At 64.4% G+C, this 23,743-nt stretch carries 18 protein-coding genes; 8 read left to right on the top strand and 10 right to left on the bottom strand.

Going from position 1 to position 23,743, the window contains the following annotated elements; all coding sequences use genetic code 11:
* Positions 1-115: 115 nt before the first annotated feature.
* Positions 116-1,690: a lipoprotein intramolecular transacylase Lit gene (locus JOD47_RS13290; RefSeq protein WP_307836282.1), complete on the bottom strand. Its 1,575-nt coding sequence runs from the start codon at positions 1,688-1,690 to the stop codon at positions 116-118.
* Positions 1,691-2,226: 536 nt separating this feature from the next.
* Here JOD47_RS13290 and JOD47_RS13285 point away from each other — a divergent pair.
* Positions 2,227-3,690 carry an HNH endonuclease signature motif containing protein gene (locus JOD47_RS13285; RefSeq protein ID WP_204534889.1) on the top strand — a complete coding sequence of 488 codons (1,464 nt, stop codon included), beginning with the start codon at positions 2,227-2,229 and terminating at the stop codon, positions 3,688-3,690.
* Positions 3,691-3,952: 262 nt separating this feature from the next.
* On the opposite strand, the gene JOD47_RS13280 is transcribed toward JOD47_RS13285, so the two are convergent.
* A complete protein-coding gene (locus tag JOD47_RS13280) occupies positions 3,953-4,945 on the bottom strand; it encodes a stage II sporulation protein M (RefSeq protein WP_204534887.1) in 993 nt (330 codons plus the stop codon).
* Positions 4,946-5,018: 73 nt separating this feature from the next.
* On the opposite strand from JOD47_RS13280, the gene JOD47_RS13275 reads away from it, so the two are divergent.
* Positions 5,019-5,822: an RDD family protein gene (locus JOD47_RS13275; RefSeq protein ID WP_204534886.1), complete on the top strand. Its 804-nt coding sequence runs from the start codon at positions 5,019-5,021 to the stop codon at positions 5,820-5,822.
* Positions 5,823-5,870: 48 nt separating this feature from the next.
* On the opposite strand, the gene JOD47_RS13270 is transcribed toward JOD47_RS13275, so the two are convergent.
* From JOD47_RS13270 to JOD47_RS13260, 3 genes are all read right to left on the bottom strand, one after another.
* Entirely contained in the window at positions 5,871-7,139 is a 1,269-nt protein-coding gene (locus tag JOD47_RS13270; RefSeq protein ID WP_204534884.1) for a L,D-transpeptidase, read from the bottom strand.
* 148 nt (positions 7,140-7,287) lie between these two features.
* Positions 7,288-8,766 carry an adenosylhomocysteinase gene (gene ahcY, locus JOD47_RS13265; protein ID WP_204534883.1) on the bottom strand — a complete coding sequence of 493 codons (1,479 nt, stop codon included), beginning with the start codon at positions 8,764-8,766 and terminating at the stop codon, positions 7,288-7,290.
* A 390-nt stretch (positions 8,767-9,156) separates the two neighbouring features.
* The gene (locus tag JOD47_RS13260; RefSeq protein ID WP_204534881.1) at positions 9,157-9,540 is read right to left on the bottom strand and encodes a DUF3499 domain-containing protein; all 384 of its coding nucleotides are present in this window, start codon (positions 9,538-9,540) and stop codon (positions 9,157-9,159) included.
* 67 nt (positions 9,541-9,607) lie between these two features.
* Here JOD47_RS13260 and JOD47_RS13255 point away from each other — a divergent pair, with 67 nt between their 5' ends.
* On the top strand, positions 9,608-10,096 hold the full coding sequence (locus tag JOD47_RS13255) for a metallopeptidase family protein (RefSeq protein ID WP_204534879.1): 489 nt from the start codon (positions 9,608-9,610) through the stop codon (positions 10,094-10,096).
* A gap of 30 nt (positions 10,097-10,126) precedes the next feature.
* Here JOD47_RS13255 and JOD47_RS13250 read toward each other — a convergent pair whose 3' ends face one another.
* From JOD47_RS13250 to JOD47_RS17705, 3 genes are read right to left on the bottom strand one after another with little or no spacing between them, the layout of a single operon-like run.
* Positions 10,127-11,767 (bottom strand): DUF5719 family protein, encoded by a 1,641-nt coding sequence (locus JOD47_RS13250; protein WP_204534878.1) that lies wholly within the window; start codon positions 11,765-11,767, stop codon positions 10,127-10,129.
* Positions 11,768-11,769: 2 nt separating this feature from the next.
* Positions 11,770-15,276 carry a glycosyltransferase family 2 protein gene (locus JOD47_RS13245; RefSeq protein WP_204536721.1) on the bottom strand — a complete coding sequence of 1,169 codons (3,507 nt, stop codon included), beginning with the start codon at positions 15,274-15,276 and terminating at the stop codon, positions 11,770-11,772.
* On the bottom strand, positions 15,276-15,824 hold the full coding sequence (locus JOD47_RS17705) for a WhiB family transcriptional regulator (RefSeq protein ID WP_275577884.1): 549 nt from the start codon (positions 15,822-15,824) through the stop codon (positions 15,276-15,278). The genes JOD47_RS13245 and JOD47_RS17705 overlap by 1 nt, the downstream gene beginning before the upstream one ends.
* Before the next feature lie 266 nt (positions 15,825-16,090).
* Between JOD47_RS17705 and JOD47_RS13235 the strand changes: the two genes are divergently transcribed.
* Positions 16,091-16,858: a TIGR03089 family protein gene (locus JOD47_RS13235; protein WP_204534876.1), complete on the top strand. Its 768-nt coding sequence runs from the start codon at positions 16,091-16,093 to the stop codon at positions 16,856-16,858.
* Here JOD47_RS13235 and JOD47_RS13230 read toward each other — a convergent pair.
* The gene (locus JOD47_RS13230; protein ID WP_204534875.1) at positions 16,836-17,507 is read right to left on the bottom strand and encodes a GtrA family protein; all 672 of its coding nucleotides are present in this window, start codon (positions 17,505-17,507) and stop codon (positions 16,836-16,838) included. The genes JOD47_RS13235 and JOD47_RS13230 overlap by 23 nt on opposite strands.
* A 274-nt stretch (positions 17,508-17,781) precedes the next feature.
* On the opposite strand from JOD47_RS13230, the gene JOD47_RS13225 reads away from it, so the two are divergent.
* From JOD47_RS13225 to manA, 4 genes are read left to right on the top strand one after another with little or no spacing between them, the layout of a single operon-like run.
* On the top strand, positions 17,782-18,954 hold the full coding sequence (locus JOD47_RS13225; RefSeq protein ID WP_204534873.1) for a 5-(carboxyamino)imidazole ribonucleotide synthase: 1,173 nt from the start codon (positions 17,782-17,784) through the stop codon (positions 18,952-18,954).
* Positions 18,955-18,989: 35 nt separating this feature from the next.
* Positions 18,990-19,502: a 5-(carboxyamino)imidazole ribonucleotide mutase gene (gene purE / locus JOD47_RS13220; RefSeq protein WP_204536719.1), complete on the top strand. Its 513-nt coding sequence runs from the start codon at positions 18,990-18,992 to the stop codon at positions 19,500-19,502.
* On the top strand, positions 19,499-21,106 hold the full coding sequence (locus JOD47_RS13215) for an LCP family protein (RefSeq protein ID WP_204534871.1): 1,608 nt from the start codon (positions 19,499-19,501) through the stop codon (positions 21,104-21,106). The genes purE and JOD47_RS13215 overlap by 4 nt, the downstream gene beginning before the upstream one ends.
* A 17-nt stretch (positions 21,107-21,123) precedes the next feature.
* Entirely contained in the window at positions 21,124-22,482 is a 1,359-nt protein-coding gene (gene manA, locus JOD47_RS13210) for a mannose-6-phosphate isomerase, class I (RefSeq protein ID WP_204534869.1), read from the top strand.
* On the opposite strand, the gene JOD47_RS13205 is transcribed toward manA, so the two are convergent.
* The gene (locus tag JOD47_RS13205; protein ID WP_204534868.1) at positions 22,427-23,563 is read right to left on the bottom strand and encodes a lipid II:glycine glycyltransferase FemX; all 1,137 of its coding nucleotides are present in this window, start codon (positions 23,561-23,563) and stop codon (positions 22,427-22,429) included. The two genes, manA and JOD47_RS13205, sit on opposite strands and share 56 nt — an antisense overlap.
* Between the last annotated feature and the right edge of the window lie 180 nt (positions 23,564-23,743).

The raw sequence follows: 23,743 nt of genomic DNA, 5'->3' as shown, positions 1-23,743 counted from the left end.
CTGCCTGCCGCGGTCGTCCCCTCGCAGTCGCGCTCTGCCTGCTGCCGCCGTCGTCGTGCTCCCTGCCTGCCGCCGCCGTCGTCGTGCTCCCTGCCTGCCGCCGCCGTCGTCGTGCTTAGATGCCGTTGTTGGCGCGGCGGGCTGCGTAAGCGTGGGCGGACTTTTCGCGGCGGGCTTTGGTGGGCCAGGTGAGGACGAGGGTCAGTACAGCACCAATCAGCACGATGGCGCCGACGGATGCGGCGGCGTCGATCCAGAACTGGGCTGGGAAGAGTCGGATGAGGGTGTCGTCGAGACGGAAGGTCCAGGTGCCGTCGGCGAACAAGAGTGCGTGGACCTGTGTGAAGAAGGTTTCCCAGGCCAGGATCCCGGCTACGGCGAGCGCAATCGCGAGGACGAGCGTTGCAACCGCACCTGCGAACAGGCCGCGGCGGATGCCTCCGGGGTAGCGGCGTGCCAGGTAAATGCAGGCAACGATTGTGAGGATGGCGAGGACGGTTGCGACGACAAACCCGGTAGACAGCACGCCCTTCACGTCAGCCATGTGGCCGACTTCGCTGTCGAGGAACAGTTGGTCGCCGTCCGTGTTGACGAGGTCGCCTAGAAAGCGGGCGGGCGCCCAGTTGAGGATGTAATCCATGGCGTACGAGCCATAGGTCATCCGGTCCTCGGTGCTGAATCCGTAGCTGTCGGCAGGGAAACCCGGGCGATGGTATTCGACCCAGAGGAACAGCGGGGTGGTGACAGCACGAACCGCTGCGGCGAGAAGGATGATCGGGAAGAACACTGCGACTGCCGCCTGTAGGACGCGCGGAAGTAACGGCTTGGCAGCGGCGGCCTCGTCACGCTGGTTTGCCCGCCGGTTGACCTCCTCTTCGGGAGGGCGGATGGCGAGCGAGGAGGTGTCGGGGGTGGCGTCGTCGTCGGTCTTTGTGCGGCTCGGCCGGGATGGTGAGGAAGAGGAGCGGGCTAGAGTCGAGCCCGCGGGTGTTGCGTGTACGGGCGTTGCGTCCTCGGGGGCTGCGTCCTCGTGAGCCGCGGCCTCGGCAGTTGCGTGCTCGCGGGCTGCATCCTCGTGAACCGCGTCATCGGGCGTCGCGTCCTCGCCAGTTGCTGCGGCGGGTCGGGTCGCGTCATCGGGCGTCGCGTCCACGGGGGCTGCGTCGCCGGCAGTTGCTGAGTCGGGGCGGGCTGCGTCGCCGGCAGTTGCGTGCTCGTAGGCTGCGTGCTCGGCAGTTGCTGCGGCGGGGCCCTCGTCAGAGGTTGCTTTGACCGGAATTGCGGCGATTTGTTGTGTCGCCGGCGACGACGGATCTGTTGTGGGGTGATCCGGTGGCGAGTAAACCGCTCGCCCGTAGCCGGACCCCATGGTGATGGGGTCTTTTTGTCCGGTCGACGTGTTTTCGGGCTCCGGAACGGCAGGAGAATCACCGCTTCCAGGCGACGTTGCAGCGGAATCTCCAACAGGCGTCGGGGCAGCAGCAATTTCGGCCTCGGTGTCGTTATCGGTCTCGTTCTCGTATGCCGGTGTGTAGGCCGATACGTCAGGAAGGGTGCTGGCCTTCCTCATGGGGAAGCCACTCTCACGAAGGCGGGTTGAACCGCCGCCGGACTGGTCCGAGCGCAGTGCTGCGCGGCGTTCGCTGCCTTCGGGCCCGCTCTGATTTTCGTTCTCAGCTTTGTCAGCCACGACTGTCTCCTTGCATGGAATTCCTATCTACGACAGTACCCGGGAGGACTGACCCGACCGATGTCGGCCACGCCGCTGAGCTTCTTCTCGGCGTGCCTGTCCGCAGTCCGTCGGTGTTCGCAGTGGGCATAATCCGGTGGCTGCTCGGACGGTCCAGTTTTGTCAGAGGTGGGTGATGGAGTGTGTTTATGGAGTTTTCCGAGGAGTTCACGCCAAGTGCTGAGGGTGGTGCTGCCGGTGCCTTTGGTGTTGCCGGTGCCTCCAGCGCGGGCTCCGCTGGCGAGAGCTCTTACAGGTCAGGATCGCCTCATCCGGGTTCTACAGGTGCAGACTCCGCTGGGGAGAGCACCTCCCGGTCAGGACCGTCTGACCCAGGTTTCACCCGTCCTGGCACTCAGAGGAACTCTTCCTGGACAGAATCTGAAGCTCCGGATTGGACCGAGGTCCCGTTCAGCGGGGTGTTCGAAGGCCAAATTTGGGAAGGCACAGACGAACCAGCACCATCCGGTCCGTGGGGTGTTGTTGAGCTGTCCCCTATGAGGGCGTTGGAAACGCTGACCGACGCGGTGGACACGCTGGAACGGTTGAACGAGCTACAGTGCTGGGCCGATGCGCAAAAGGCACGGCTGGTGGACCGTATCCGTGAGCTGTATCGACGCGATGTGCAGCCGGCCAACGAGGTCCAGTCCAGCGCTCAGGCACAAGCCGATCAGGACGAGTTTGTGTTGTCGCTGGCAGCCGAAGAAGTCGGCGCACTGCTGCGGATGCCGTCCGGGTCTGCCAAGAATCTTGTCGCGCAGAGCCGGTCGCTGGTCAATCACCACGAGCGCACGCTGACCAGCATGGAAGCGGGCAAGCTGTCGTGGCGGCATGCCGCCACCATCGTGGAGGAATGCGTCGGTGTGCCCGCTGATTCGGTGGTCCGGTTTGAACAGGACCTTGTCGAGGTGGCTGAGCAGTCCACGGTCGCGAAACTGACCCGGCGAGCCCGCGGACTGCGGGAGATCCTGCACCCGGAAGCTGCTCCGGTCCGCAAAACCCGTGCCGCTGCCGAACGCCGGGTCATCGTCGAGCCGGGTACTGACGGGATGGCCTGGCTGAGCGCCTACTTGCCGGCGGAACAGGCGTGTGGGATTTACAACCGGATCGACGCCGGAGCCCGCGGACTCCAGGCACCGGACGAGGGGCGCACTCTCGGCCAGCTCCCTGCCGATGTCTTCACCGACCTGCTCACCCACACCTGCGCCGGAGACATCAGCAACGGAACCGGGTTCCGTGGAATCGGAGCAACCGTCCACATCACCGTGCCCGCCCTCACCCTGCTGGACCAAATGCCAGGCGACGGCGGTGAACGAGGAGCAGGTGAACGAGGAGCAGGCGGACGAGGAGCAGGCGGACGAGGAGCAGATCGGGGAACGACCGGCTTCATGGCTGGCGCCCGAGCCGGGAATGCTGAAAAAGACCGCGTCACGGGCGAAAGCTGGAACCCAATGCACGACGACGCAGACAAACACTGCGTCGCAGACGGGTACGGTCCCGCGAACGGTGACAGCAACGCTGATTCCAGTGCAAGGCTAGGCCGGCCCGGCTACGCGGTGTTGGAAGGCTACGGCCCGATCGACCCGGAAACGGCAGCACGTCTGGCCGGACACGCACCCTCATTCACCCGGATTCTGACACACCCCGAAACCGGTGCGGCGCTCTCCATCGGCCGGGCCTCCTACCGGCCACCGAAACACCTCCAGGACTGGGTCCGAGCCCGGGACAAAACCTGCAGACATCCCGGCTGCAACCGGACAGCAAAAGCAACGGAAATCGACCATACCATCCCCTGGCACAAAGGCGGACGCACCGACCACCACAACCTTTCCTGCCTCTGCGCCAAGCACCACATGCTCAAAACAAACGAGCACTGGGACTACAAGCAGCCCGAACCCGGCACCATCATCGCCATCTCACCAGCGGGCAAAACCTACACCACCAGACCGCCGCCCTTCTAAACACCCGCACGGGGTGCGGGGAAACGAAATGGCACCAGGACCGCACAGCACAGCACCATTGACGCGCAAACGAACGGTTTGCGTGGGCTAGCGAAGATTCCTCTCTCCTGGCGTCGTGCGCGGTTCGCTTCAGCACGATCACAGAATGGTGGCGTGTCCCCCACCCTAGGCAGCCCCGCCTCTATGCAGCCCGGGTTCAGGCAGCCCGAGTTAAGGCAGCCCAAGACAGCACCGAAGCCCCGAACCCAAGCCAGCCCAAAGGTCAGGCAGTCAGCACCGAAGCCCCACGGTCCTCATCCGCAAGATCGCCGGTATATCCGGCCCGGACCGCACGCCGGCCAAGAACCAGCGTGTACACCCAGTAGAGCGCAAACACAAGGAAACCGATTCCGATCCGCAACCACACAGGAAGCGGACTCGGCGTCACGAAGCCCTCCACAAGCCCGGACACAAAGAGCACCAGCACCAATCCCAGCGCAACCGTAATGAGCGACCGCCCCTCTTCGGCAAGGGCCTGCGACCGCGTTCGCGCTCCAGGAGAAACCCATGCCCAAAAGATCCGCAACCCGGCAGCCGTCGCAACGAAGATCGCCGTCAACTCCATGAAACCGTGTGGAAGGATGTAGATGAAGAACACATCGAGCTTGTCGTACGAGGCCATCATTCCCCCGGCCATTCCCACACCCTGTGCGTTCTGGTAGAGAATGAACGGCCCCCAAAGACCGGTAATCCCAAACGCCACCGCCTGAACCGCAATCCACGCATTGTTGGTCCACACCAGACCCGCAAAGGACGCAGCCGGATTCTCCGAGTAGTAGTTGACGAAATCCTCCTCAACGTACCGCCGAATCTCCTCGTCACTACCAAGAGCCGCAATCACCCCGGGCGTATTCACAACCCACGCACCGAAAAGCCAGGCAACGGCCACAAACACCACACCGACCACCACAGTGAGCCAACGGATCCGGTAGAAAGCAGCAGGCAGCGAGATCACAAAGAATCGCGCAACATCTTCGAGCACATTCGATCGCGCACCCGTGAACTTGGTCCGAGCCCGTGACAACCGCATGGACAGCTCGTTGGACAGCGCACTCTCCGGAGCAACAGACCGAATCATCGACAGGTGGGTGGAAGTGCGCTGGTACAGGCTGAGCAGCTCATCGGCCTCACGACCACGCAACCGGCGCTGCCGCGTCAACGAATCCAGCCGGTTCCAGTCTGCGCGGTTAACTTCCTCGAATGCGTCCAGATCCACCCGATCAGCTTAGCCGCCGAAACCCACCGTCCAACGGCAGCTAAGCTGATCTCATCCAAGGGGAGGACATCCAATGAGCTCGGTCATCACAGGCGAAGCAGTCGTTCTTGAACTGCGCCCGGCATCCTTCGGTGCACGTGCCGTCAGCCTGATGATCGACGTGCTCGCTCAGATCCTGGTGATCATCGGCGTTATCGTCGCCGTCGGAAACACCTTCGGTGGGTCCTTCGACCCGGCACTGACCCAGGCACTCGTTCTGGTGCTCGTGGTTCTTGTCCTCGTGGTCATTCCGGTGACGATCGAAACGGTCACCAGAGGCAAGTCGCTGGGCCGCCTGGCCATGGGACTGCGCATCGTGCGTGACGACGGCGGGTCCATCCGTTTCCGGCACGCCTTTATCCGCGGAATGCTCGCGGTCCTGGAGATTTACCTTCTGGTCGGCTCCCTCGCTTTCCTCGTCGCCGTGTTCAACGAACGCTCCAAACGGCTGGGCGATCTGCTCGCAGGCACCTATTCGATGCATGAGCGCGTCGTGGTCAAATCCCGCACGCGGGCGGTGTTGCCGCCGTCGTTACAGGAGTGGAGTGCAACCGCCGACGTCGCCCAGTTACCTGACGCACTGACCCGCCGGATCTCGCAGTTCATCGGCCAGGCAAGTCGGCTCACACCGCCCGCACGCACCACGCTGGCCATCGAACTGGCCACCGAAGCATCAGCTTTCGTGTTCCCGACACCGCCTGCAGGAACACCGCCCGAAGACTTCCTGAACGCAGTCGTGTCCGAACGCCGAGATCGCGACTATGCCCGGCTCATGAGACAGCGCGAACGGACGTCGCACACAGCCGAACAGCTACACAAGCTGCCGTTCAGCTCCTGAGTGAAAGTCTAGTTCCTGACCAAGAAGAAGTTGCAGAAACCCAGGTAATCAGGCCTGCGAGGTCCACTCTGCCCAGGTCAGGTTCCAGTCGCCAAAGCCGTCCCAAACCTGCACCGGACCGGTGTCGGTATTGCGGATCTCAAGCATGTCGCCCGGACCGAACGTGTCATAGAAGTACTTGGCACCCTCAGGGCTCATGCCGACACAACCGTGCGAAACGTTCAACTCACCCAGAATGGGCTGCGCCGCAGGAAGGGCCTCGTGAACAAAAGCGCCACCATTGGAGATACGGCTCGCGAAATTCACTTCGGTTGGCTCGTAGTAGGCAGGATCGCCCGGTTTCAGGCCGATGGACTCCGCCGTGAACTTGGTCCGCTCGTACTGCTCCATGACGGTATACAGCCCGAAGAAGGACGGCCATTCCTCCGTACCGAGCGTCACCGGAAAGGTCCGCTCGAGCTTGCCGTCAATGAAGACCTGCATCTCCTTGGTAGCATTGTCCACCACAGCCAGGCGGTCATTGTGGGTGGTGAAGGACCAGGTGTCGTTGAAGTTGCCGACCATCCCGTTACCGAATTCAACACCGAACAGCTGAACGTCAACGGTAATGGTGCTGTTCGGATCCCAGTACTCCTGCGCCCGGTAGCGCACCTCCGAATCATTCAGCCAGTAGAACGCACCCTTCTGGCCGGACGTGCTGGTGATCGTGATGGCGTTTTCGACCTCGTCCTTGTTGATCACCGGCTCGCTGAACGTGATCTCAATCGTCTGGCCCGTTCCAACGGTTGACCCGGGAGCCGGATACATCCAGGCGTTGGCCTCATTCTCCGGCTGGACCGTGGTGAAGGTCTGCTTCTGCCGGTGTTCCACGCCCGTTGTATCAACGAGCACAAACTCGAACGCATACTCCGTAGCAAATGCGAGCGGCCCGTCGGCCTTCCAGGAAGATCCGTCCTCCGACACCGTTCCCGCAACCGGCTCGCCGCCGGCAACAGGTGCGAGCGACACGTCCTGAATGGTCGCCTTCTCCACCCGGATCTCCGGCAGCGTGGCCGGGTTCACCGCTACCGCACCGTCAGTAGGCGTGATCCCGAAGGTGAACTCCTCAGCAGCGGGCGTTTCCTCAGCTGCCGGTTCCTCCGAGGATGAAGCCGACGACGACGGCGCTGCCGCCGGCTCATTGCCGAAGTTGGCCCAGCTCGGTGCAGTAATGGCACCGATTGCACCGCCGCCGACAACCAGCAATCCAGCGACAATGAGCGCGCCGACCTTCCAGCCGCGCCGCCGCGACTGATTGCCGTCGGAGAAATTCGACATGCTCTTTACCCTGCCTGCTAGGTGCTGTCCGGTTGCAATTTTACGCGCGCGTGCCGGGCGGTCCCGCCTGGACACACTTCGGTCCGGTTACGATTCCTGGTTGCACGTCGCTGCGACTGCCAGCCGTAGCGACAGTCAGAGACAGCGCTCAGTAGCGGTAGTGATCCGACTTGTACGGCCCGGCTGCATCAATATCGAGGTACTCCGCCTGGCTCTTCGACAGCTCAGTCAGCTCAACACCCAACGCGTCAAGGTGCAGCCTGGCTACCTTCTCATCAAGGATCTTGGGCAGCACGTACACCTGCTTCGCGTACTCCGGAGAGCCGTCTTCGCGTGCCTGACCGTGCTTGGTGAAGAGTTCGATCTGCGCAATGGTCTGATTCGCAAACGAGTTGCTCATGACAAACGACGGATGCCCGGTGGCATTGCCCAGATTGAGCAGGCGCCCCTCCGACAGCATGATGATGCTGCGCTGCCGGTCGGTTCCCTGATCGAAAACCCACTCGTGAACCTGCGGCTTGATTTCAACCTTGGCAACGCCCGGCACGCGAGCCAGGCCGGCAATGTCGATTTCGTTGTCGAAGTGACCGATGTTCCCGACGATCGCCTGGTGCCTCATGGCCTGCATGTGGAGCGCCATGATGACGTCCTTGTTGCCCGTGGTGGTGATGAAGATGTCACCCACCGCAAGCACAGACTCCAGCTTGGCCACCTGGTAGCCGTCCATGACTGCCTGCAGCGCACAGATCGGATCGATCTCGGTCACAATCACACGCGCACCCTGGCCGCGAAGTGCCTCTGCCGCACCCTTGCCGACATCGCCATAACCGCAGACGACGGCGACCTTGCCCCCGATGAGGACATCGGTTGCACGGTTCAGGCCGTCCGGCAGCGAGTGGCGGATGCCGTACTTGTTGTCGAACTTCGACTTCGTCACCGAGTCATTGACGTTGATCGCCGGGAACAGCAGCTTGCCCTGCTCGGCCAACTGGTACAGGCGGTGCACACCGGTCGTGGTTTCCTCGGTGACACCCTGGATTGACGCACCAATGCGCGTCCAGCGCTCGGGATCTTCCGCCAGGGAGGAACGCAAAACATCGAGGAAGACGGTGTACTCGTGCGAGTAGTCGACGTCATCTTCCGTGGGCGCAGCGGGCACCGCTCCGGCTGCTTCGAACTCCACACCCTTGTGCACGAGCATGGTGGCGTCTCCGCCGTCGTCGAGAATCATGTTGGGCTCGGTATCCGGCCACTGCAGGATCTGCGTGGTTGCCCACCAGTACTCCTTCAGAGACTCGTTCTTCCAGGCGAAGACCGGCACGCCGGCCGGCTCCTCGACCGTTCCATACCCGACAACGATAGCCGCCGCCGCTTCATCCTGCGTTGAGAAGATGTTGCAGGAGGCCCACCGGACTTCGGCACCGAGAGCCGTCAGGGTCTCAATCAGGACCGCCGTCTGGACCGTCATATGGAGGGACCCGGCAATACGGGCACCCTTGAGCGGCTGGCTCTCGCCGAACTCGCGCCGCAGTGCCATCAGGCCGGGCATCTCATGCTCGGCAAGCCGGATCTGGTGACGACCGGCTTCGGCCAGGGAGAGGTCGGCTACCTTGAAGTCAAACGTCATAGTGATGGGGATTCCTCTGCGGTGGAAGCGGGCGTCGGAGTAGGAGCGGGAACGGTTTCCGCTGTCCTGAGTTCGGGGCGAAGCAGCACGGGGATTGACTCATCGATGGGGTATTCCACGAAGTTGCCCGATGCGTCCGGAGCGGACGAGCGAAGCACCTCGCCCTCCTGCAGAAGTGCGGATCCGGTTACGGGGCATCGAAGAATGGCCAACAGATCAGAAGAGATATTGGGCAACGGCATGCCGCCTTTCGAGGATTCCGGATGGCGTGCGGTGCAGCGACAGCTGAGACACGTGGTGCGGTACTCCAAGGGTATCGCGCAGCGCATCAGCACCGGGAATCTGTGTGGACAGCGCGGTAACAGCCGCTCAAAAACTCAGTCCAAAACCCTAACGGTCCCGCAACGCCCTCAAGTGGCCGCGACGGGCACCTGGCTCACCCGGCGGCGGCGTCAGCGGAGCCTTTGATCCGTGGGAAGCAGTCGGTTCCGGAGCGCTACGGTCGACCGCTGCTTCACGGACAGCATTGACCAGAGCCAGCAGGTCATCCGGGCTGGGTTCCGGCGGTCCGGACGGAAGCGCAAGCCGAAGCACTTCCCACCCGCGGGGAACCGTCAGGTTCTCGGCATGGGGGGCGCACAGATCATAGGAGTGTGGTTCCGCATACGTGGCCAGCGGCCCAAGCACAGCGGTGGAATCGGCATACACGTAAGTGAGCGTTGCCACAGCAGCACGCTGGCACGCTGAACGCGAACATTGCCGGATCGATCCCACGACTGATCAGCCTACCGTGTCCCACACGGGTGATGCAGCAGGAACGGGTTCGGACTAGAGTTTCAGCATGCGGGATAGCTCCTTTTCCATTCGCCTGGCTGTACCGGAAGGGCCTGTCGATGCACAGTCCCGGTACGCCGGCCGGCGGCGTGACCGCCACGGCAGGGGCCTGCGTGGTGAGCTCATCCCGTCACATCTGCCGGGATCCCGCACCCGTTCCGAACGGTTCGAGGACTGGGTGATGGAATCCGCACAGCGCCTGGAACGGTTGTGGGGCGACAAGATTCAGGACGTCCAGATCCTCGTCCTGGAAATCCCGGACGGACTGGAGCAGATGGCACCGGAGACCGTACGCGGACTGCTGGGTACCTCCACTCCCGCTGCCGACAGGAAGCCTGCCACCATCACGGTGTACCGGCATCCCATCGAAATGACCGCCAAGGGCTACGTTCCCGCCAACGAACTGGTGCATGACGTGGTTGTCGAACAGATGGCAGAGCTCTTGGGGATGGCCCCCGAAGCGGTAGACCCCGCCTACGGCCGCTCCCGGGCCTGAACAAGCCCAGCTACACAAAACCAGCCTCAGCTAGAACCCGATATTCACCGAAACGCTCTGCTGCCCTGCACTGCCCGCCGGTATGGGGGCTACGGAGATCCCGGAAGTGTCGCCGTCGAGCGTTGCCACCTGCGCACCATAGGCGGGATCACCGGAGACGCCGATCAGCACCGAAACCGTCCCGTCACCGAGGTCAGCAGCAGGCACCGTCACCGTGGTGCCGCCGGCGACGTCGAACACTTGCTCTTCGCCCAGCGCGCCCTCTGCGGTGACCGGCAGAAGACGGACCTCCGCCCGGCCCGTGGGCGCACTGAAGACAAAGGCTGCGTCCGCTCCGGTCGGTAATGCCGATACGTGCTGGCTTCCCAGCCGCACAGCCGACGGGACCTGCGCCAGGTCCAACGGCTCTTCCGGTTCGGTGCCGCGAACAACCCTGGCCGATGCGGAAATCAGCACGTCGGAACTGATGACAGCCGAATAGTTCCCCTCAGGCAGCGACTCCAGCGGAATCGACGTGACCGAACCAGCCGCCGCCGTAACGACTCCCCCGCCCGGCAACTCCACCTCACCGTTGGGACCGAACACACGCACATCCAGCACAGCATCCGTGCCGCCCGGCACCGCAACCTGCAGTGACGGCCCGGCACCGGCGTAGCCTTCCTGCGCGAGGATCGGATCCACAATGTCCGGTGCCTGAATCTGGATGCCCGGAAGAACCTGCGATGAAGCACTCGGCGCCGAAGCCTGAATCAGTTCCACCCCACCCGGAGTCAGTCCGCGCAACATGCTCTGCTGGATGAACCCGCTGACCCGTCCGCCGTCACTGCGCACCCGAATAGCAACGTTTTCCTCGTTCGCTGCAAGCCCGGCAACCACAATCGACTCCGACTCGCCGGGAGCAATGAGAATCCCTTGGCCGCCCGGAGCGTCGATTTCACCCTCGGACCCGTACAGGTCCAGATTGACCGTTGCAGGCGACTGCGATGGATTATGCAGGTTCAGCACCGCCGTTGCACCCACCGTGGTAACAGCACCGACCAGCCAGAAATCGTTCGACGGAACCTGACAGTGCGCCACCGCAAGGCCCGCAAGGTCGCCATCCGTCGCGGTATAGGTGAAGCCTGCACCCGCGGTGGCACGCTGCTCTCCAAAAGGCTGGGCACGCAGTACGGCCACACCCTCAACTGCCTGCCCGGAAACAACACCCGCTACCCGATTGGTCAGGCCGTCCTCATTGCTGACCTGCGGGTCCTCCTGCTCGGACTCGGGCACCTGCTCGGCAAGAACCGCCAACGGATCGCCGCCGCCCAGCGGCGTGATCGACGAGCCCGGAACGGTACCGCCCAGATCGCTCAGGGTCATGGCGCTGACGCGGTTGCGGGCCGTCTCTGACACCGGACTGAACTCCGGATCGCCACCGTCCACAGTGCCCTCGAGCAACCGCAGCGGCTCCGGACACACCGCCGAATACTCGCCCGCCGGCACCGCCGCCGTCGGCACCGGGAACGTTACTGCCGCACCCTCGATATTCTGCACAATGCTCGCTCCCGCGAGCACGCCCGTTGCAGACACCAGTACGACGCCGGCAGCAACCCCTGCTGCACCGCGCACCCAGGTGCCGCTTCGTTTGGCAGGCACAGCCGTCCCACGGACCTTCTTCGTTGCGCTCATTGTCAGGTACCAGCCCTTCCGCTGCTCAGGGCTGATTCACGTTCAGGATCTTCATCGCGTTCGGGGCCTTCAGGCGATGGGAGCTGTTGCTCAGCAGACTCGTCCGGCGACGCAGCCGCTGGAGCTAAAGGAACCTCAGGTCCCGCTGCCCGACGGCCATTCGACACAGATACCGCCGCCGTTCGGTTCCGACCCTGCGGCACATGGACAAAGCGGGGCCGTGCAGGAATTGGAACGCCCAACAGGATGGTCAGGCTGAATACGATCGCCTGCGCAATACCGGACCACGGTTCCCATACCGTGACGTAGTGGACCTCAAGATCGCCACCCGCTGCCGGCAGCGCAAAGGCCTGATTCCAGCCGGTGGACGCCGGTTCCAGCCGTTCACCATTGAGTGTTGCTTCCCAGCCGGGTTCGGACCGCTCGGTCAGTATCAGGCTCCTACCCTCGGGACCCGCCGGAATTGTGCCCGATGCGTTGGTGGCACCGGAGTCAAGCACACTCAGCGTTGCACCCGCTTCATCAACGATCCGGAGCCTGCCCACCTGAGCCTCGGCCGCCGAATTCCCGGAAGCGGACATCTCCACCCGCCACAGCCAGCCGGCCTCTGTGTTGCCCACCGACACCAGACCGGGAACTGAGTCAAGCTGGCTGGCCAGTACCTCGGCAGCCGAATCCGACTGCTGCAGCACGATGAACCCGACTCCAAGCCGCTCCAACTCCTCGCGCGGATCAACACCGGTGCCGGCCACGAGGGTGGCGACGGTCCGGCGCACGTCGGCCACGGCGTCGTCATCCTCACGCAGTTGAGCATTCAGCAGCGATCCGTGCAGCTGGCGGGCAGAGTAGATCTGGGAGAGCGCATCGAGCGTGGTGCCGCCGCCTCTCATGAGGGCGGCACTGACGTTACTGTCGCCGTCAACATTCATCACCAGGGTGGTGCTGCGCTGCCCACTGGTACCGCGGTCAGCGGCGGTCGCCGGAAGCGTCCGGTCGGCGCTCGGCACCACCGCCCGCTCGGTTCCGAAACTGGTCGCCGCCACCGCGGGATCCGGGGTGCGCAACTGCGGAACCAGCCAGACGGTGAGGCTGGTTGCCGGGCCCAGCGCCAGCACCAGCGCTGCGGCAGTCAACCAGGCCCGCGCACCTCGAGCAGACCTGCCTGCACGCCCGGAGCGGCCGGCACGGAGCCGCTGCAGCAGCCAGTCGCCGCCCAGCAGCGCAGCTGCCAGAAGTGCCAGGGCGACAACCGAAACCCACGGCCCGGTGAACGGTGTAATGAGTGCTGATGATCCGACGCCGGTCACCACCAGCGAACTCGCTACGCTTCCGAGCAGTGCCAGCACCGCCAGCGACCACAGCACACGCGCAATCGCCCTGCCTTTGCCTGGCAGGAACAGCGCCGTAGCGGCTAACAGCAGCACCGGCAGCCCAACGATCAGCGAAACAACAAGCGGCCAGGGCCCTTGAAACAGATCCGGAAACGCAGCAAGCCGGCCGAACGACGGAAACGCCACCGGATAGCCCAACAGCTGCTGCCACAAGGGCGCAGCGCTGAACGGCTGTGGCAGACCCGGGTCGCCGAAGGCCGCCCACGGACGGTCAAGGGTGGACGCCGCAAACGGAATGAACAGCGCCAGCGGCGGCAGCAGCGCCCACCAGACGGTCTTGGCACGGCGCCGCGCAACCAGGGTGATCAGCACAACGGTGACCACAAAGAAGAGCAGCAGCGACGGAGCGGAAGAGATGACCACCGCAAGCAACAGGCCCGCGGCAGCCGCCGCCGTCCAGCTGGGAACACCGTTGATGCCCGGCTTGAGCATCAGCTGAAGCGAGCGCTGGCGCCTGGAAGAGTCAACGGCGTCGTGAGTTTGTGATCCGGGCCGACCGGGAGCCTGCCCGACTGCGCGGATGAGCGCCAGCGCAACGAGGGGCAACAAGAGGTGCACCAGGAGCGCGCCGAGCCTGCCGCTGCCGGTCGCAACCTGAAGGACCGGCAGCGATCCCCAGAAGAACGCAGCCCACAGCCGAAGCGAGCGGCTGCGCACAAACGCACCCGATCCGAACCAGCCGGTCAATCCCGCCAGCGGGGCCGCACACAGCATCAGCACGACGACGGCCACGTTGCCGTTGCCGAATCCCAGTACCGACACAAGCCACAAAACATAGCTGAACGGATCTCCGTGCCCGGCGAAGCCTGCGCCGAGGTCGATCCACCAGCGCGATCCGTTGGCCCAGATCTCCGCGAGGTCCGTTGACAGCGGAAGGAGGGAGCCGCCCGCCAGGGCTGAGGCACCAATGAACCGGTGCAGCGCCACCAGGGAGACACCGAGCAGCACAAGAGCCGCGACGATGGCCCCCCACCCCGCCCAGATCCGGGAGGGGCCTTCCAGTGCTGCGAAGTCGTCATTCGCGTCGCCCGACGGGACGTCCGCAGCGGTGCTTTGGGCGTACGACTCGTCGTCGAGTCCCCGCGCTGAAAAAGCCTCCACCACTGACTTCCGGTGCGACCATACATCCCGGCGCCCGGTCCGCAGGGCGCGCACCACAGATCGCGGGAGGCGTTTGGTCCGGGCTGCTGTTCGACGGGACCGGTACAGGTCGAAGGGTTTAAGGACGGCCGCAATACTGGCAGTGAGCTGCCCGACGCCGTATCCGGGGTCCTTTGCCAGCAGGCCGAGAATCAGCCGGGCAAAACCGCCGAGGACGGCCCCGACCGCAAGGAACGGCACCTTCCAGAGCGTCGCGTGCTTGAGGCGCAGATACACTTCGGCACGCCGCGCGGCACCGAGGGTGGCTGCGTGATTGTCCCGTGAGCCGGCGTGGCGCAGAACCGCACCCGGAGCCACCACCACACGGTGGCCGGCCAGCCGGTTGCGCCAGCAGAAGTCGACGTCGTCTCCCGTGCCTGGAAGGGCGGGGTCAAAACCGCCCAGCTTGTCCCAGACGTCACGGCGCACCAGCATGCCTGCCGAGTTGACCGCGAACATGTCACTGCGGACGTCATACTGGCCCTGGTCCAGTTCGTCGACGTCGATCAGGGTGAGCCGCTCTGCCCACCTGCTGATGGACAATCCAACGTCCACCAGCTTGCGCCGGTGCTCCCACTCGACCTGTTTTGCGCCGGCAACTGTTACCGACGGAGCGAGCTCGACGGCTCGAAGGAGCTGCTCAAGCGCGGTCGGCTCGGGGGCGGAATCATCATGCAGGAGCCAGATCCAGTCGTGGATTCCGCTGTCAGGTTCCGACCGTCGGCTGGCAGGGATTTCGGCAAGGCCTGTGCGGACGGCTGCGCCGAAACCGCCGCGGCCGGATGCGCCCACTACGGGCGAACCCACCGGAAGCTGCAGTTGCAGAAGAGACGCCGATTCATCAGATGAACCGGCGTCGACTCCTACCTGGAAGTCCGGGGGTCGGGTCTGCTGACCGAGTGCCTTGAGAGTGTCCGGAAGATACTCGGCGCCGTTGTGGGCTACGACAACGGCTGTGACCCTTTGTTGCGGATGAATCAGACCGCTCGCTTTCGCAAACGGCGGCGCTCACGCTCAGAGAGTCCGCCCCAGATGCCGAACCGTTCATCATTCTCCAGCGCATACTCCAGGCACTGCGACTTGACGTTGCAGGAGCCGCACACCTTCTTAGCGTCCCGCGTGGAACCGCCCTTTTCGGGGAAGAATGCCTCGGGATCCGTCTGAGCGCACAGTGCGTCTGCCTGCCAGCCCAACTCGCCTTCATCGTCGAAGTCAGAGCCGATGCCCGGAAGACCGATCCATACCGCCTGGTCAACCCGCTCCGGGACAGCCTGACGACGTGGTGCTGCTGTGGGCTCGACATCGAGGAAATTCTCGACGCCGGCACCCTCAGTCAGTGCCTCATGTGCCGCCAGGAAGGCGGTTGCCTCATTTTCCAGCGACTGGGTCTGCTGCCTGTACCTCTCAGCAGCGTCCGGGTCTGCCGGATCGACATACCAGTCCTGCGGTACGCCGCGCGATCCGTAGCGCGCAGACGCCTGGGCCGCGATGGACGTGCGGTCCTGAATGTGCTCTGCTTGCCCCATACCAGCCTCCCGGTGTAGCAGCTTCGGACAGAAACTAGTGTGGGAGATGCGCCTTCAGCAAGTCGCTGAGAAACCCCGAAATCCCGTCTGCCGAAGCAAATCCGATGACCTAATTACACGCGTGTAAGTAGCATCGAGTCAAGCGGCGAAGGGAATCTTATAGAGTGAATTTCCTTGATGGCGTGCACGCCACGCGCAGTGAACCTCACAATTGTGCAACTGAACCCGCAGGTCAGCACGCTTACCCCCTGAAAGGCAGGCACCCGGTGGCACCCCTGAAGTCCGTTGAAGAATTATTTGAGTCCTTCCGATCAGCGTCCGGAGCGCCCCGGCTCATCTGGTATGGGCCGGGCTCTGAACGCGTGGAGCTGTCCGGCAGGGTGCTCGAAAACTGGGTCGCCAAGACATCCAACATGCTGGTGGAGGAGCTCGACGCGGAGGCGGGCACCGTCGTCGCCGTCGGTATGCCGCCGCACTGGAAGAGCCTGGTCTGGGCACTGGCGAGCTGGCAGGTCGGCGCGGTGATAGTGCTCGACGATCAGACAGTGCCCGAGGATCAGACAGTGTCCGACGATGAGACAGTGCCCGACGGCGATGCCCCGGTAGACGTTCGGCTCACCATGGATGGTGCCCCGGAAACACCGCCCGTTGGGCGGGAAGATGAGCTGCTGGTGCTCGTGGCGCCCGGCGCGCTGGACATGCGCTGGCCCGGGACTCTTCCCGTCGGGGCGGTGGACTACGCTGCGACCGTCCGCGCATTCGGCGACGTCTACCTGGAGGATCCTGCGGACGGAAGTGCGGAACTGATGCGCGCAGGCGGCAGGAGTTTGACCTACAGCGACCTGCTGAGCGGAACCGACCAGCCGGCAGAGGGCATCTGGCTGGTCCCGGCGTCCCTGCCCCTGCTGACCATCCTGCCCGCTGCCGTCCGTATCTGGGCTGCCGGCGGAACGGTGGTGCTGGTGCACCCGGAGGTCGAGGTCACCGACCGCCTGGTGGAGGGTGAACGCGTTACTGCTCGGTTGGCTGCTTAGCTGACGGCTGCATTGACGGCTGCCCGGAAGCCTGCCCCGAAGATTGCACAGACGGCTGAGGTGGTGCGGCTGCGTCGGCCGGAACCGCGCCCGTTGCCACCGGCACGGATGAACCGGCACCGGCACTTGCACGGGCACTTCTACCTGTACCTGTCCGGGCGTGGGGGTGGATGAGTTCGTGGTCATGCGCGAATGCGGGCTCCTCGTCGAGTTCCTCGTTGAAGACCCAGAAGCGGTAGGCAACAAAACGAACGGCCGTTGCCAGCACCGTACCCAGAATTCCGGCAACGAACAGCCCCGTACGGTCGGAGATGTCCAGCGGGTACTTGGCGAACCAGACAAAGCCGGCTGCGATGCCCAGGCCAACCGCGTTGATCAGCAGGAACATCATCAGCTCGCGGAGGACGTTGGCCTGACGCCGGTGACGGAAGGTCCAGTACCGGTTGGCGATCCAGGCGAACACCGTGGCAATAGCGGCGGAAACCACCTGCGCCTTGACCTCGCTGTCCTCCATCGGACCGTGGATCAGGACCCAGAACAGTCCCTTGTCAATGACAAACGCCACACCGCCCACGGCACCGAACTTCGCCAGTTCCCTCCAGAAGAGGGACGCGATCGCCCGGATCCGGTCGGCAATTGTGGTGATCATGACCCTCCGGTCTCTAGGACACTTCGCGTAGCAGGACCGCGCCGGAGCGAAGTCATTCAGCAAGGTAGTGCGGGAGCAGCACCTAAGCGGCCCGCGTAAGGCGTTCCGCAGAACCCTACGCCTGCATGGCGGACAAACTGAAAATCAGCAGCTGAGATTCAGCACAACAACTGAGCGTCCATTTTACCGGTCAAGTTTGTGTCTTTCCTAGGAAGCGAGGGTTGCGAACAGGTCACATCCATGGGACCCCATCGTCAATAGGTACCCTGAAGGGGTGACTTTTCCCGTAATCGGCGTAGTGGGCGGTGGCCAGCTGGCGCGAATGATGGCTCCTCCCGCCGTCGAACTTGGCCTTGAACTCCGAGTGCTGGCGGAGGGTCCAAGCGTTTCAGCGGTGGCCGCCGTGGCACATTCAGCAGTAGGCGACTACACCGATCTTGAGGACCTGACCGCCTTTGCCAAGGGCGTGGACGTTCTCACTTTCGACCATGAGCACGTCCCCGAACAGCACCTCCGCACCCTGGTGGACGCTGGAGTGAATGTTCAGCCGCACCCGGACGCGCTGAGCCATGCCCAGGACAAGCTGGTCATGCGGGCGGCCGTGGACCGGCTGGGACTGCCCAATCCCCGCTGGAGCGCCGTCGCCTCGGTGGAAGAGCTGCGAAACTTCGGTGAGGACACGGGCTGGCCTGTTGTCCTGAAGACTCCGCGTGGCGGCTACGACGGCAAGGGCGTCCGGATCATCGATTCGCTTCACGACGCCGCACAGGCCGCCGACTGGTTCACCGGCTCGGCACTGCTCGCCGAAGAGAAGGTGCCCTTCACCCGCGAGCTCTCCGCGCTGGTCGCCCGCTCCCCCCGGGGTGAGGCACGCGCGTGGCCGGTGGTCCATTCGATCCAGGTCAACGGCGTCTGCGATGAAGTCATTGCTCCTGCACAGGACCTGCCGGCAAGTCTGGCCCGCGCCGCCGCCGAAGCTGCCCTGCGCATCGCCGAGGAGCTCGGCGTGACCGGCGTCATGGCGGTGGAGATGTTCGAAGTCCCCGGCAGCAGCGCCGGATTCCTCATCAACGAGCTGGCCATGCGGCCCCACAACTCCGGCCACTGGACCATGGACGGCGCGGTGACCGGCCAGTTTGAGCAGCATCTGCGCGCCGTTTGCGACCTGCCCCTCGGGGACACATCCCTCACCTCGGGCGTTGTGGTGATGAAGAACATCCTCGGCGGAGACAACACAGAGCTGTATAGTGCCTATCCGATGGCGTTGCAGGCAGAGCCGGCCGCCAAGATCCACACCTACGGCAAAAGCGTGCGGCCGGGCCGGAAGATCGGCCATGTCAACGCCATTGCCCTACCCGGTGACACAACGGCACAGGTCAGGGAGCGCGCCGAGCGCGCCGCGGCAATCCTGCGGGACGGCCGCGATCCCCGGAAGGAAACATCGTGAACAACTCCCCCGCCGGCGCCCTCGTGGGCCTGGTTATGGGCTCCGACTCGGACTGGCCGGTCATGGAAGCCGCAGCCCAGGCGCTTGAGGAATTCGGCATCCCGTATGAGGCTGACGTCGTTTCAGCCCACCGCATGCCCGAGGACATGGTCGCGTACGGTCGTGCGGCCGCAGGTCGCGGACTGCGGGTCATCATCGCCGGCGCCGGCGGCGCCGCACATCTGCCCGGAATGCTGGCATCGCTCACATCGCTGCCAGTCATCGGCGTTCCCGTGCCCCTCAAACACCTCGACGGGATGGACTCGCTTCTCTCCATCGTGCAGATGCCCGCCGGCATCCCGGTGGCCACCGTCTCCGTCGGCGGCGCGCGCAACGCGGGACTCCTCGCGGTCCGCGTCCTGGCCTCAGGTGAGGGACAGCTTGCGCAGGAACTCTCCGACAGGCTCACGGAGTTCGCAGAAGAACTTCGGCAGACGGCCCTCGACAAGGGCGCAAAACTCCGTGAACGCGCGGGTGCGCGGAACGCCGTCAGTGAAGGCGGCGCATGAGCCGGGCGGTTCACACCGGCCGGCCTTCCGAACGGACCATGCTCACAGACCCGGTGCGCTACCCGGAGTCGGCTCCGTCCGGCACCCGTACCAAACGCGCGTTCCTGCTCCTGGCGCTCACCCTGCTGATTCCCGGGGCTGCTCAGGTGGTCGCCGGAGACCGCAGGCTCGGCCGACGGGCGCTTCGCGTCACTTTCGCCGTGTGGCTCCTGGTGATTGCCGCCGTCGTTATTGCACTGGTGAACCGGCAGCTGGTGGTGAGCCTGCTCGCCAACGAGGTGTTCTCGCTTCTGCTGATTGCGGTGCTCGTGGCGCTGGCGGTCGGTTGGGCGCTGCTGTTCATCAATACCCTGCGGATCATCCGCCCGCCGCTGCTGGACCGCGGGATGCGTCCGGCCGTCGCAGCAACGCTTGCCGTACTGATGATCGTGACCAGCGGCGGGCTGGGCTACGGCGCGTACCTGCTCAACGTCGGACGCAACACCTTCGGGAACATCTTCCAGGCCGGCCCTGCCTTTGACCCCGTGGATGGGCGCTACAACTTCCTCCTCATGGGCGGCGATGCCGGTGAGGACAGGCTGGGACGCCGCCCCGACAGCATCTCAGTGGTCAGCGTCGATGCTGACACCGGGGCCACCGTCACCTTCAGCATCCCCCGCGACTTTCAGAACGCTCCGTTCTCCGAGGGCTCCCCGCTCTGGGGAGTCTGGCCGGACGGCTACAACTGCGGCAACGAGTGCATCATCAACAGCCTCTACCCGGTGGTTGCCCAGGACTACGCCGACCTGTACCCGGAGTCCCAGGACCCGGGCGCGGAGGCGATGATGGATGCGGCGAGCGGCATCCTCGGCATCGAGGTTCAGGCCTACATCCTCGTGGACATGGCCGGCTTCGAGCAGCTCATCGACGCGATGGGCGGCATCACGATCGACGCCGGCGGCTGGGTTCCCATCACGTCCGAGGAGATTCCGGGCACCAGCCCCAAGCGGTACTACCCGCCGTCGGCATGGATCGAGCCAGGCGTACAGACGCTCAACGGCTACGAGGCACTCTGGTATGCCCGTTCGCGGGAGTACGCCACCGACTACTCCCGGATCCTGCGCCAGCAGTGCGTCCAGGCGGCGATGATCGCCCAGCTCGACCCCGCCACGGTGCTGACCCGTTTCCAGGACATCGCCGCTGCGGGTACGCAGATCGTGGAGACCGACCTTCCACGTGACCAACTGGGCAGCTTCGTTGACCTGGCGATCAAGGCGAAGAATCACGACGTCGGCCGCCTCACCATCGGCGCGCCGGACTTCGGTGAGCCCGGTGACCTGTTCTCGACCTACCCGGACATCCCGCTGGTCCATGAGCGGGTGCAGGAGACCCTCGACGCTGCTTCCGGTGAGGCGTCCGCCGCCGCTCCCGGTGAAGCGGGCGCACTGGAACTTGACCGGGCCGGCCTGGTTGAAGCTCTGCCTGTGAACCTGCCTGCGAATCTCCCTGCGCAGAACGTCACCGACGAAATCACCGTGGACTACCTGCACCAGCTCGCGGTGAACCAGGACTGGGCCACGCTTGAAGCACTATTGGCCGATAACGGGGAATGTACCCCCGCCTAAGGAACGGATACCTCCCGATGTACCAGCTGGACAACCCGTTGCGCCCCTACACCTGGGGATCCACCACGGCCATAGCGGAACTGCTGGGACGCACCCCGTCCGGCGGACCCGAGGCCGAACTGTGGATCGGCGCCCATCCTGACTCGCCCTCCACAGTGCTGGGCCATGGGGACACGGGCACGTCGCTGGACGCGCTGATCGCTTCCGATGGTGACCGCGCCCTCGGCGCTCCGACCCGTGAGGCATTCGGCGACCGGCTGCCGTTCCTGATGAAGGTGCTCGCTGCAGCGGCGCCGCTTTCGCTGCAGGTTCACCCCAGTCCGGAACAGGCGCGCGAGGGATTCGACCGGGAGAACGCTGCATCGGTCCCACAGGATGCTGCGCACCGGAACTACCGCGATGCGTTCTCCAAGCCCGAACTGATCTTCGCGCTCACCGATTTCGATGCGCTGTGCGGATTCCGTGCGCCGACCGAAGCGGCACGGATCTTCACGGGTCTTATGGACCTGCTCGAGAAGCAGCAGGGCCCGATACCTGCCCTCCTGAGCTCCGTCGTCGCCGACCTCGGCATCCCCGATGAAGCGGCAGCACTGCGCGAAGCCTTCACCCGGCTGCTGAGCGGAGGAGCCGACACACGGGCTGCCGTTGAAGGGGTGGTCGAGGCGCTGGACAAGGGGCTTCCCGACTCCGCTGACCCGCTTCTGCGTGCGGCAGCGGAGACGGTCCTGCAGCTCAACGGACACCACCAGGGCGATCCGGGCGTGCTGGTGGCACTCCTCCTCAACAGGGTCACCCTGCACCCCGGTCAGGCGCTGTACCTGCCCGCAGGCAACGTGCACGCGTACCTTGAGGGCCTGGGCATTGAGGTGATGGCGTCTTCTGACAATGTATTGCGCGGCGGCTTGACCACCAAGCACGTTGATACCGGCGAACTGCTGAAGACGGTGGAGTTTGCGCCGCTGGCCCTTCCGCTGCTCGACCCGGAATCCACGCCGCTGGGACAGGAGCTGTACTGCCCGCCGTTCGACGAGTTCCAGCTGCAGCGCCTTGAGCTTCCTGTTTCCTTCGGGGACGACGCCGCCTCAGCCGACATTCCGATCGCCCAGAACGGACCCACAGTGGTGCTGGTGGTATCCGGAACCGTGGTGCTGGACTCACCCAAGGGCGACCTCATCCTGCACCGCGGACAGAGCGCCTTCATCCCTGCCAACGAGTCCCCGGTGATGGCACGCCTGGCGTCGGACACTACGGACACCACAGACGACGACGGCGACAGCACCGCCGTCGCCTTCGCCGTCACCGTGGGTGCCGCCGGAGATTCTAATCCTGGCGGGTTGGGGCCTGTCCGCGGCCGCCACGAAGAGACGCAACCTTAGACTTGAGGGCCGGCAGGGCTTTGTCCCTGAGTGCTGGCAGCGCCTTGTTTCTGAGCGCCGGCATAGCTTTTGTCCTCAGTGTGCCCACAGCGCCGCGTGCTGCGGAGATTCCCCTGCGCGCCAGTGGCATCGCCGTGGCGTACACCGGGTAGAGCGGTGACAGCGGCTTGTCCCAGGTACCCATCAGCAGGTTCTCGTGCTTGGCCCAGCCCATTTTGAACTTGGACACGCCGTCATTCAGGAGTCCGTTGAAGTCATAACGCTCGACGCCGCGCTCCTTCATCTCGCGGATGGCAAGCCATTTGAGGGCGTAGTTGGCCCGGAGCCGTTCGCCCTCCTCCGTCATGCCGCCGTACAGTTCGAAGGCGGTGTGATCGCTAGCAGACAGCCAAAGGAACGCCACCATGGTGCGCCCCTGGAAGGCTGCGTACACGGGTGAAGCAGCCCCGAGGTTCTGGTGGATGTCGAGGTAGTAGCCGTCCTCGTGGATGCCGAAGCCGGCACGCTCCGCCGTTTCCCGGTAGACCGTGAGGCAGTCAGGGATCTCCTCCCGGGTGACCTCACGGAATTCGAGTTCTTCCCGAGCGGACTTGCGGATGTACTGGCGGTGCTTCTTCGACATCCCGGCGAGCAGCTCGTCCTCGGTGCACGACAGGTCGAGGATGAGCGTCCGCGGAATGAGGATGGTGTTCTCGGTGGCACGGAAGCCTGCAGAACGCACTGCTCCGGAGAAGTCCGAGTCCGCGTCCCAATCCGGCTCAATGCTGAGCACGGTGCCTGCGTAAGCGTCGCGGGCGTAGTTGCCGAGTGCTTCGAGGACTTCCTGGGCGTCCCCCGCGTTGCATACAGGACCGCGCGGGATATAGACGAGGGCGCGGAACGGCAGGGGCAGCCGCCGGATCAGGATCTGGGCACACGCAATGGTTTCGCCGTCCCTGTTCAGGAGGAGCCGGTCAGTCCGCCAGCCGTGGTCGGCCTTCGTCTGCCCCCACCCCCACAGCTGCTGCGGGTGACCATTCAGGCGGTTGACCGCTGCGTCCCATTCGGGCGCGTTCCAACACGGAGCAATGACGAGGTTCATGGTGCCAAGCCTATCGGCAGGGTTCCGCTGCGAGCGCCAGCGAGGTGTGGGAGGCCAGCAGGCGCTATCGGCAGGGTTCGGCTGCGAGCGCAGCGAGCGTTGGGGGGCCAGCGATCTTGACTCGCGATAGCGCTCTCGCCACGGGATAGCGTTTCAGCCATCGGGTAGGGGCTAACCCCT

This window comes from Arthrobacter tumbae (assembly GCF_016907495.1).
Classification (GTDB): Bacteria; Actinomycetota; Actinomycetes; order Actinomycetales; family Micrococcaceae; genus Arthrobacter_D; species Arthrobacter_D tumbae.
This window is presented reverse-complemented; position numbering and strand designations above follow the sequence as displayed.